At 73.3% G+C, this 9,028-nt stretch carries 5 protein-coding genes and 2 pseudogenes; 2 read left to right on the top strand and 5 right to left on the bottom strand.

What is annotated here, in order from left to right:
• Positions 1-752 precede the first annotated feature (752 nt).
• The 4 genes and pseudogenes from AOK11_RS44820 to AOK11_RS13110 all read right to left on the bottom strand — a co-directional run.
• A pseudogene (locus AOK11_RS44820) lies at positions 753-1,122 on the bottom strand (DUF5933 domain-containing protein); the annotation flags it as partial.
• Positions 1,123-1,345: 223 nt separating this feature from the next.
• Positions 1,346-2,362, bottom strand: a complete 1,017-nt coding sequence (gene meaB, locus AOK11_RS13120; RefSeq protein WP_055593868.1) for a methylmalonyl Co-A mutase-associated GTPase MeaB — start codon at positions 2,360-2,362, stop codon at positions 1,346-1,348.
• Between the two features lie 12 nt (positions 2,363-2,374).
• Entirely contained in the window at positions 2,375-4,552 is a 2,178-nt protein-coding gene (gene scpA, locus AOK11_RS13115) for a methylmalonyl-CoA mutase (RefSeq protein ID WP_055593867.1), read from the bottom strand.
• The gene (locus AOK11_RS13110; RefSeq protein WP_055593866.1) at positions 4,552-6,363 is read right to left on the bottom strand and encodes a methylmalonyl-CoA mutase family protein; all 1,812 of its coding nucleotides are present in this window, start codon (positions 6,361-6,363) and stop codon (positions 4,552-4,554) included. The genes scpA and AOK11_RS13110 overlap by 1 nt, the downstream gene beginning before the upstream one ends.
• 302 nt (positions 6,364-6,665) lie before the next feature.
• On the opposite strand from AOK11_RS13110, the gene AOK11_RS13105 reads away from it, so the two are divergent.
• Together AOK11_RS13105 and cobM are read left to right on the top strand one after the other, a co-directional pair.
• Positions 6,666-7,958: a bifunctional cobalt-precorrin-7 (C(5))-methyltransferase/cobalt-precorrin-6B (C(15))-methyltransferase gene (locus tag AOK11_RS13105; RefSeq protein WP_055593865.1), complete on the top strand. Its 1,293-nt coding sequence runs from the start codon at positions 6,666-6,668 to the stop codon at positions 7,956-7,958.
• Positions 7,955-8,704 carry a precorrin-4 C(11)-methyltransferase gene (cobM, locus tag AOK11_RS13100; protein ID WP_055593864.1) on the top strand — a complete coding sequence of 250 codons (750 nt, stop codon included), beginning with the start codon at positions 7,955-7,957 and terminating at the stop codon, positions 8,702-8,704. Before AOK11_RS13105 ends, cobM begins: the two co-directional genes overlap by 4 nt.
• An 86-nt stretch (positions 8,705-8,790) precedes the next feature.
• On the opposite strand, the pseudogene AOK11_RS13095 reads toward cobM, so the two are convergent.
• A pseudogene (locus AOK11_RS13095) lies at positions 8,791-9,028 on the bottom strand (cobalt-precorrin-5B (C(1))-methyltransferase); the annotation flags it as partial.

Below are 9,028 nucleotides of genomic sequence, written 5' to 3'. Positions count from 1 at the left end.
CCACCGGCACCGGTCACCACCGCTACCTGACCTTCGAAGTTCATTTCGCTCCTGTTTCATACTACGGAGTATCATCATGGTCGGGGCGGCAATAGGGTGTCAACAGTCAAGCCCGAGGATTGAACCGTGAACCCGGACCTCCGGGCTCGCCGGTGGCACGGGGGCGCTGCCGGGCCGGCCGGCGGTGGGTGTGGGCGGTGGGGCGGAGGGCGGCCAGGGCGCCGATCCTGCCCGGCGCCGAGCGGGGCGTCTCCATCGACCGCGTTCCCGAACGGCCGGCCATGACCGAGCAGTACGTCGGCGTGGGCACCATCGACTGCACCACCACGGACGTCGCCGCCGAGCCGCGCGAACGCACCGGCGGACGCGGTCCCGACGTGTGCATCGAAGTCGTCGGCGCGGAAGCCCGCAGCCACGGTCCGACGCACCTGTACGACCAGGCCGAGCAACGGCTCCGGCTGCAGACGGACCGGCCCACCACCGTGCGTCAGGCCGTCCACGCCTGCCGCGCGGTCGGCCCCGTGTGTGTCCCGGGCGTCTGCGCGTGCGCCGTCGGCGAGTTCCCGCTCGGCACCGTGATCGACAACGGGCCCACCGTGCGGGGCGCGGATGCACGGGCAGCGCTGCGTCCCGATGCCGCTGGAGCGGAGGGCGGCGGGCGGGACCGAGGCGTCCCACCTGGTGACCCGCACTCTCTCGCTCGACCGGGCCCCGACGGCGTACGACCTGTTCAAGCGCAAGACCGACGGCNNCACCCACAACGCGCCGTTGCCGAAGTTCATTTCGGCGTCGATCGCCCACCGCACCAGCCAGAAGAGGACGTCGATGCCGATCGCGGCACCGACCGCGACGAGCCGTTCCCGCCAGGTGAGCACCACCATCGTCAACGCCGGACCGGCGTACAGCAGCGGACCCGAATGGGGGGGCGAACATCACCTCTCGTGCCTGAGGGGTGATCGGCCCCGGTAGGCCGTAGTGGCGCGCGGAGAGCTCCAGCGCGACGAGGAAGCCGAGGGCCGCCACACCCGCCGTGGCCCACAGCGTCGCTCGTGGCCGAAGCCACGCGGCGAAGGCGGAGCTGCGGTCCGTTCGCGACGGTCTTCGGGGTGGAGTAGTTTCCAATTGTTTGGCCCATTTGCTAGATATTGGACAAATGGGTCGCTCTGTAAGCCGTTTGGCATGGTGTACCGGTGGAGAACGGGCGATCGGGGAGAGCGTCGCGAGTGACGCCGGGGCCGGGTGGTCCTGTGCTCGGCGGTTCAGCGCCCAGGGCGGCCGTGAACCTCTCCGCGTCCGGCGGTCCGGGCCGTACCGACCACCTTCCGGGGCCCGGCCCGCGGCGTGGTCAGTCGCCGGGGGAACCGGACGGAGAGGGAGCGCCGCCGCTGCCCGCGAAGGCGTCCAGGATCCGGCCGGCAGCCAGGGTGGCCGTCAACTCGCCGTCCCTCACCTGCTGTTCCAGACGAGGGGTGAGGGACCGGACGGCCGGGTCGGCGTACAGGCGGCCCAGGAGTTTGTCGCGGACCATGGTCCAGGTCCAGTCGACCTGCTGGGCGCGGCGCTTGTCGGCGAGGCGTCCGGTGGAGTCCAGCAGTGTCCGGTGCTGCTCCAGACGCTCCCAGACGGTGTCGAGGCCCGTCGATTCGCGTGCGCTGCAACTGAGCACCGGCGGACTCCAGAAGGCGTCTTGGCCGTGCATCAGCCGCAGCGCGCCCGCCAGTTCACGGGCCGCGGTGAGGGCGTCGCGCTCGTGCGGGCCGTCGGCCTTGTTGACGGCGATCACGTCGGCCAGCTCCAGCACGCCCTTCTTGATGCCCTGCAACTGGTCGCCGGTGCGGGCGAGGGTGAGCAGCAGGAAGGAGTCGACCATGCCCGCGACGGCCGTCTCGGACTGGCCGACGCCGACCGTCTCCACCAGCACCACGTCGTAGCCGGCGGCCTCCATCACCACGATCGACTCGCGCGTCGCCTTCGCGACTCCGCCGAGCGTGCCGGCCGAGGGGGAGGGACGGACGAACGCCGCGGGATCGACGGCCAGACGCTCCATACGTGTCTTGTCGCCCAGGATGGAGCCGCCGGTCCGGCTGGACGACGGGTCCACGGCGAGCACGGCCACCCGGTGCCCCAGCCCGGTCAGCATCGTGCCGAAGGCGTCGATGAACGTCGACTTGCCCACGCCCGGCACCCCGCTGATGCCGATCCGCCGCGCCCGACCGCTGCGCGGCAGCAGCTCGGTCAGCAACCGCTGTGCCAGTTCCCGGTGCTGCGGGCGGGTGGACTCGACGAGGGTGATCGCGCGGGCGACGACCGCCCGCCTCCCGTCCAGCACGCCCTTGACGTACGTGTCGAGGTCGATGGCCATGACGTCACCGGCTCACAGGTCGCCGTGTCCGAGGCCGGCCGCCAGCCGTGCCACCAGGTCGCGGGCGGCGTCGGGGATCACCGTGCCGGGCGGGAACACCGCCGCCGCGCCCATCTCCAGCAGCGTCGGCACGTCCTGCGGCGGGATCACCCCACCGACGACGACCATGATGTCCTCGCGCCCCTCCTCGGCCAGCGCCTCGCGCAGCGCCGGGACGAGGGTGAGGTGACCGGCGGCCAGCGAGGACACCCCGACGATGTGCACGTCCGCCTCGACGGCCTGCCGGGCCACCTCGGCCGGGGTCTGGAACAGCGGGCCGACGTCCACGTCGAAGCCGAGGTCGGCGAACGCGGTGGCGATCACCTTCTGGCCGCGGTCGTGGCCGTCCTGGCCCATCTTGGCGACCAGGATGCGCGGCCGGCGGCCCTCGGCCTCGGCGAAGGCGTCGACCACCTCCCGGGTGCGGTCCACGTGCGGCGACTCGCCTGCTTCGTTGCGGTACACACCGGAGATCGTACGGATCTGGCCCGCGTGCCGTCCGTACACCTTCTCCAGGGCGTCCGAGATCTCCCCGACGGTGGCCTTCGCGCGCGCCGCCCGCACCGCCAGTTCCAGCAGGTTGCCCTCGCCGCCGGCGGCCCGGGTGAGGGCGTCGAGAGCGTCCCGGCAGGCGGTCTCGTCCCGCTCCTCGCGCAGCCGCCGCAGCTTGGCGATCTGCTGCGTGCGCACCGAGGAGTTGTCGACCTTGAGCACGTCGATCTGCTCGTCGGTCTCCACCCGGTACTTGTTGACGCCGATCACCGGCTGGCGCCCGGAGTCGATCCGCGCCTGGGTGCGGGCCGCGGCCTCCTCCACGCGCAGCTTGGGGATGCCCGCGTCGATGGCTTGCGCCATGCCGCCGGCCTGCTCCACCTCCTGGATGTGCTGCCAGGCCCGGCGGGCGAGGTCGTACGTCAGCTTCTCCACGTACGCGCTGCCGCCCCACGGGTCGATCACCCGCGTCGTGCCGGACTCCTGCTGGATCAGCAGCTGGGTGTTGCGGGCGATGCGCGCCGAGAAGTCGGTGGGCAGTGCCAGCGCCTCGTCGAGGGCGTTGGTGTGCAGCGACTGGGTGTGGCCCTGGGTGGCCGCCATCGCCTCCACGCACGTGCGCGTGACGTTGTTGAACACGTCCTGAGCCGTCAGCGACCAGCCGGACGTCTGAGAATGGGTGCGCAGCGAGAGCGACTTGGCGTTCTTCGGGTCGAACTGCCCGACCAGCTTGGCCCACAGCAGGCGCGCCGCGCGCAACTTGGCGATCTCCATGAAGAAGTTCATGCCGATCGCCCAGAAGAACGACAGCCGGGGCGCGAAGGCGTCCACGTCCAGGCCCGCCTCCCGCCCGGCCCGGATGTACTCCACCCCGTCGGCGAGGGTGTACGCCAGCTCCAGGTCCGCCGTCGCACCGGCCTCCTGGATGTGGTAGCCCGAGATGGAGATGGAGTTGTAGCGCGGCATCCGCTGCGAGGTGAACGCGAAGATGTCGGAGATGATCCGCATCGACGGCTTCGGCGGATAGATGTAGGTGTTGCGGACCATGAACTCCTTGAGGATGTCGTTCTGGATGGTCCCCGCCAGTTTCTCCGGCGGCACGCCCTGTTCCTCCGCCGCGACGATGTACAGCGCGAGCACGGGCAGCACGGCGCCGTTCATCGTCATCGACACCGTCATGCGGTCCAGCGGGATGCCGTCGAAGAGCTGCCGCATGTCGTAGATCGAGTCGATCGCCACGCCCGCCATCCCGACGTCACCGGTGACGCGCGGATGGTCGCTGTCGTAGCCGCGGTGGGTGGGCAGGTCGAAGGCGACCGACAGGCCCTTCTGGCCGGCCGCCAGGTTGCGGCGGTAGAAGGCGTTCGACTCCTCGGCCGTGGAGAACCCCGCGTACTGACGGATCGTCCACGGCTGATTGACGTACATCGTGGGGTACGGACCGCGCAGGTACGGGGCGATGCCCGGGAAGGTGCCCAGGAAGTCCACGCCCTCCAGATCCCGCCCCGTGTACAGCGGCCCGACCGTGATGCCCTCGGGGGTCTCCCACAACAGGTCGTCCCCGCCGGCGGCCTTCTCGAACGCCGTACGCCACTCGTCCGGGCCCACGGCGGCGGCCGGCGCCCCCAGCTCGATCGCCGAGAAGTCGGGGATGGACATCAGGACACTCCCATACGGTCGAGCGCGGCGGAGAGCACGGCGACGGCGTCGCAACCGGCGAAGACATAGGTGTCCACACCCGGGTACGGCCCCGGACGGCCCGCGAGGAACACGTGCCCGGCGCCCGCCTCGCGCAGGGCCGAGGCGGCGGCCCCGGCCTGCTCCTCGTACACGGCGTCACTGGAGCACAGGCACACCTCTCGCGCCCCGCTCTCCTCGAACGTGCCGTCGGTGACGGGTTCGATGCCACCGGTCTGGAAGAGGTTGGCGGCGAAGGCGAGCCGGCCGGTGTGGGCCGACGCCGGGCCGAGCGCGGCCAGGTGGACACGGGGACGGGCACCGGTCGCGGCCAGATGGGCGTCGGAACGGGCGCGCAGCGCCTCGAACGCCTCGTCCCGCCGCACCCGGGGGAGTCCTCCGGACGGCGGCTCGGGCGCCCGCTCGCGCACCACCGGCTTCTCGGCCAGGTGAGGGAACTCGCTGACCCCGGTGACCGGCTCCCGCCGCTCCGCCAGCTTCGCGCTGCGCACGGACCAGGTCCGTGCCAGCCGCTCGCCGACCATGCCGGAGCGCAGACCGGCCGCCTGCCCGCCCGCCCGCTCGATCTCCTGGAAGAACTCCCAGGAGGCATGGGCGAGTTCGTCGGTCAGCCGCTCCACGTACCAGGACCCGCCCGCGGGGTCGATCACCCGGGTCAGATGCGACTCCTCGATGAGGACGGTGGAGGTGTTGCGGGCGATGCGGCGGGCGAAGGCGTCCGGAAGGCCCAGTGCGTCGTCGAACGGCAGCACGGTCACCGCGTCGGCGCCGCCGACCCCGGCGGCCAGGGTGGCGACCGTGGTGCGCAGCATGTTCACCCACGGGTCGCGGCGCGTCATCATCACCGGCGACGTCACCGCGTGCTGAAGCTGCGCACCGGCCCGGGGCGCCCCGCAGACGTCGGCCACCCGGGCCCACAGCCGGCGCGCGGCGCGCAGCTTGGCGACGGTCAGGAACTGGTCCGCGGTCGCCGCGTACCGGAACTCCAGCTGCCCCAGGGCCTGCACCGTGTCCAGCCCGGCGGCGGTCAGGTCGCGCAGGTAGGCGACGCCGGTCGCCAGGGAACAGCCCAGCTCCTGCGCCGCCGAACCCCCGGCCTCGTGGTAGGGCAGTGCGTCCACGGTCAGCGCCCGCAGCCCCGGGTGGCGCGCCGCGCACGACCGGGCCAGCTCGGCCACGGGCGCGGTGTCGTACGACCGGCCGGTGCGGGCCTCGTGGCCCAGCGGGTCGGCGCCCAGGTTGCCGCGCGCCGCCTCGCCGGTGACACCCTGCTCCGCGTAGAGCCGCAGCAGCTCCGCCGCGGCCGGCCCGGTCTCGGCGCCCGCGTCCAGGACGACGGGTGCCAGGTCGAGGTGCACGCCCTCGAGGGCGCTGCCGAGTGCGGCGACCGGGATGCCGGCGGACTCGCCGACGACCAGCCACAGAGAGGTGACACCGTTCTCCAGATCGGCCAGCACCGGACCGCGGCCGGCCACCGTGTGCCGCTGGCGCACGTCCCAGCCGCCCACCGTGTTCCCCTCGGCGCGGCCACCGCGCACGAAGGGGGGAAAGCCCGGAAGACCGGGGTCGGGCGCGAGGTCGCGCGCGGTGTACAAGGGACGGGCGCGCAGCCCGTCCTCCAGCGCGGTGGACAGGGCATGCTCCGCCTCGGCGTCCGGCACGTCCCTGCCCGACTTGCGCAGCACGCCGGTCACCAGGTGCCGCCATTGTTCGTGCGTCGCGTCAGGGAACTCGGCCGCCAGGGAGAGCCCGTCGTCAGGCAGGACCGTCATGCTCGGATGCTAGGGCAGGTCGGCAGATGAGCGCAGTGGGTGCGGTTGTGATCTTGTTCTCCTCGTGTGTGTGACGCCCGCCGCACGCCGCATGCCCGGCAGGACGCCCGGGGCGGGCCCGGCCCGGCGGTGACGGCGACGGCACCGATGCCGCCCGCCCGTCCCGCACTTGACGCGTGGTGGCGTGGTTGCGGACAGGGAACGACAGGGTCTTCGGCGAGGTGCACCCAAGTGACTCCGCGCAGGCCGTCGCCCCGTAGAGTGCGTCTCCGATGTCCTCCCGACCCCCGAGGTACCGAGCAGTGACCGCCGCCCGACCCGCACCGACCGCCGCAGTGACCGTCGTCGGTATCGGCGCCGACGGCTGGGAGGGAATCCCCGGCACCTCGCGGAAGGCTCTGCTCGGGGCGGACGTGGTGATCGGCGCTCCCCGCCAGCTGGACCTGCTGCCCCCGGAATGCGGCGGGGACCGGGTCCCCTGGCCCTCCCCGCTGCGGCCCGCGGTCCCCGGCCTGCTCGCCGCCCACGCCGGTCGCCGGATCGCCGTCCTGGCCAGCGGGGATCCCCTGTTCTACGGCATCGGACGCACCCTCGCCGAGGTGCTCGGCGCCGGCTCCGTGCACGTCCTGCCGCACCCCTCGTCCGTCTCCTACGCCTGCGCCCGCCTCGGCTGGCCCCTGGAGGACACCGAGGTCGTCACGCTCGTGGGACGGCCCACCGCACGCCTGGCCGCCGCCCTGCACGACCGCCGGCGGCTGCTCGTGCTCAGCGCGGACGCCGCCACCCCCGGCGAGGTCGCCGCCCTGCTGCGGGACCGCGGCTTCGGGCCGAGCCGGATGCGGGTGCTGGAACAGCTCGGCGGCGACAGGGAACGGACGACCGGGGAGACCTCCGCCGACGACTGGCCACCGCCGCACCCGGGGGACGGCCCCGACCCCCTCAACGTCGTCGCCGTCGCATGCCGCCGCGCCCCCGGCGCCCTGCGCCTCGGCGCCGTACCAGGGCTCCCGGACGAGGCGTACGAACACGACGGGCAGCTCACCAAGCGCCATGTCCGCGCCGCCACACTCGGCGCCCTGGCCCCCGCCCCCGGCGAACTGCTGTGGGACGTCGGCGGCGGATCCGGCTCGATCGCCGTCGAGTGGATGCGCACGCACCCCGCCTGCCGGGCAGTCACCGTCGAACGCGACCCCGTCCGTGCCGAGCGGATCGTCCGCAACGCGGAACGGCTCGGCGTGCCGGGGCTGCGGGTGGTGACCGGCGCGGCGCCCGCGGCCCTCGCCGGACTCCCGCGGCCGGACGCCGTCTTCGTCGGCGGCGGGCTCACCGCACCCGGACTGCTGGACGCGTGCTGGGAAGCGCTCCCCGCGGGCGGGCGGCTGGTGGCCAACACCGTCACGCTGGAGTCTGAGGCACTGCTGGCCGACGCCCGACGGCGGCACGGAGGCGAGCTGGTGCGGCTGGCGGTGGCGCACGCCGTGCCCGTGGGCGGCTTCACCGGGTGGCGGCAGGCGATGCCGGTGACCCAGTGGGCGGTACACAAGACGTCCGACTCGTCAGAAGCCGTACCAGGAACAGCAGGAGCAGACACATGACCGTGTACTTCATCGGTGCCGGACCCGGCGCCGCCGACCTGATCACCGTGCGCGGCGCCCGGACGCTCGCCGCCTGCGGGGTCTGTCTGTACGCGGGCAGCCTGGTGCCGCGCGAGCTGCTGGCCGAATGCCCGCCCGACGCACGGCTGGTGGACACCGCGCAGCTCAATCTGGACGAGATCACGGCCGAGCTGCTCCGGGCGCACCAGGAGGGCCAGGACGTGGCCCGGCTGCACTCCGGGGACCCGTCCGTGTTCAGCGCGGTCGCCGAGCAGATGCGGCGGCTGGACGCGGCAGGGGTGCCCTACGAGGTCGTCCCGGGCGTGCCCGCCTTCGCCGCGGCGGCGGCCTCACTGAAGCGGGAGCTGACCGTGCCGACGGTCGGGCAGACCGTCATCCTCACCAGGGTCGCCAACCGGGCGACCGCCATGCCGGAGGGCGAGGACCTGGCCACCCTCGGCCGCAGCGGCGCGCTGATCGTGCTGCACCTGGCGGCGAAGTACGCGGACCGAGTGGTCGACGAACTGCTGCCGCACTACGGCGCCGACTGCCCCGCCGCCGTCGTCGCATACGCCTCCCGCCCCGAGGAGCTGATCATCCGCGGCACGCTCGACGACATCGCAGGGAAGGTCAGGGACGCGGGAGTGCTGCGGACGGCTGTGATCATGGTCGGGAGGACGCTGGGAGCGGAGCAGTTCCGCGACAGCCACCTGTACTCGCCCGAGCGGGAGAGGCACACCTGCTGAGCCGGACGTCCCGACAGGCGGGCCAGGCCCTCCCGGTCGCAGCGGATCCGGCCCGTCGGCTCGGCCGGCGGCCGGACCCGCCTCCCTCAGGCCACGGAACTGCGGCCCACCACCGTTCCCGCCCGGTCGATGCAGATCACGTCGACCGCGACCGGCGCCCCGCGCAGCACGGCCAGCGCCTCGTCGCGGGCCGCCGTCGCGACCAGGTCGCCCAGCGGCACCCCGGCCGCCTGGCAGAGCTGGAGTGCGGCGAGGCCGGTGTTGGCGTCCGCCACCTCGGTGGCGAGGGCCTCGTCCGCGCCGCCGCGCCGGGCCAGCCGGGCG

Source organism: Streptomyces hirsutus, from assembly GCF_001418415.1.
Lineage (GTDB): Bacteria > Actinomycetota > Actinomycetes > Streptomycetales > Streptomycetaceae > Streptomyces > Streptomyces hirsutus.
Note: the sequence above shows the minus strand (reverse complement) of the source record. Positions and strands in the feature narration are given on the sequence as shown.

Excerpts from the sequence above, each read along its gene's own strand:
- AOK11_RS13110 (WP_055593866.1), bottom strand. The coding sequence starts at position 6,363 with ATGACGGTCCTGCCTGACGACGGGCTCTCCCTGGCGGCCGAGTTCCCT.
- scpA (WP_055593867.1), bottom strand. The coding sequence starts at position 4,552 with ATGTCCATCCCCGACTTCTCGGCGATCGAGCTGGGGGCGCCGGCCGCC.
- cobM (WP_055593864.1), top strand. The coding sequence starts at position 7,955 with ATGACCGTGTACTTCATCGGTGCCGGACCCGGCGCCGCCGACCTGATC.
- meaB (WP_055593868.1), bottom strand. The coding sequence starts at position 2,362 with ATGGCCATCGACCTCGACACGTACGTCAAGGGCGTGCTGGACGGGAGG.